The organism is Streptomyces niveiscabiei (genome assembly GCF_001419795.1).
Lineage (GTDB): Bacteria > Actinomycetota > Actinomycetes > Streptomycetales > Streptomycetaceae > Streptomyces > Streptomyces niveiscabiei.
In genome coordinates this window covers 1-1,057 of record NZ_LIRL01001231.1, presented here as the reverse complement: position 1 = coordinate 1,057, position 1,057 = coordinate 1, and the positions used below count along the sequence as shown (strand labels likewise).

2 protein-coding genes are annotated in these 1,057 nt (G+C 65.8%); both read right to left on the bottom strand.

The annotated features are described in order from the left end of the window. Positions 1–245, bottom strand: a 245-nt coding sequence (locus AOK24_RS42470) for a hypothetical protein (protein ID WP_055725208.1), incomplete at its 3' end; no start/stop codon positions are given. 38 nt (positions 246–283) lie between these two features. Then, positions 284–808 (bottom strand): DUF6232 family protein, encoded by a 525-nt coding sequence (locus tag AOK24_RS42465; protein ID WP_055725207.1) that lies wholly within the window; start codon positions 806–808, stop codon positions 284–286. Between the last annotated feature and the right edge of the window lie 249 nt (positions 809–1,057).

Here is a 1,057-nt window from a genome sequence, read left to right as displayed (position 1 = left end):
ACCTCCCCCACCACCACAGCCACCCCCACGACCGCGGTCAACGCCCGCCGCAGCACCCCGGGTTCAGCCCCCTCCCCGATGACCCGCAACGACTCGTCGAGGGTCTCCCGATCGGCCGGCGACACCTGATCCCGCAGCGCGCGAACAGCGGCGAGCATTTCCCGGAACGCGGCCTCCGAATCCCCGGCGGACTGATACGTGTTCTGGATCTTCCCGACGTTCCCGGACCCGCCGTACACGTTCACGACGTCCCCCTGATGAAAATGACGGCTCTCTCCGGCGTTCAATTCCCCTGCTTCCCCACATTATTGTTCCCGCCGACCATATTGATCTTGTCGCCGATGTGATAGTTCTCGACCTGGATCTGGAATTCCGCCTCGGGATTGTCGATCGCGTCCATGATCTGGAAGACGAGCCGCGAGACGACGGATTTGTCGGTGCTGACGAGCGCGGTGTACGGCGTCCCGGCGGTCTCGATGACGAGCGCGTGGTAGACGGGCGTGACCAGGACGGACACCAGCCGCGCGACGAGGACGAACCCGAGCACGCAGTCGAGGAGGAGGACGAGGTCCGAGACGACCCCGGCGTCCGCGTCGGCCAACTCCCCATGGGACGCTGCCGAGAGGATCACGCCGGAGACGATCACCAGGATCAGCCCATAGCCGAGGAACTGCCCCAGCGCGTCCATCCGCCGGGGCCGGATCCGAACCGTCGTCGCCCGCGCGATGTTGTGCAGCGGATACGCCTCCGCCCCCACCCACAGGATTCGCCGGCTGACCCGGACATTGATGACTTCACGCTTGGCCATGACGGATTCCCCCGAACCGGCGCCCAAGAACGCTTCCCCGACAGGAAAAGAGCATCCTCGGGAATCACCGACTCGGCAAGCGGAATGCGAGAAGTAAAAGGCCCGTTGTTTTATTCGATTTCCGAACCGTTGACGCCCTAACCCTGAGACGCCCCGGAGGAGCCCCGAGCCGCCCCGGAGGAATCACGCGGCACCCCGGACGACCCCCGCACCATCAACTCCCCCCGGATCACGGCGATCCCCCCGGGC

What these genes read in the sequence shown, in the direction of transcription:
- AOK24_RS42465 (WP_055725207.1), bottom strand. Translation starts at nt 808, where the DNA reads ATGGCCAAGCGTGAAGTCATCAATGTCCGGGTCAGCCGGCGAATCCTG.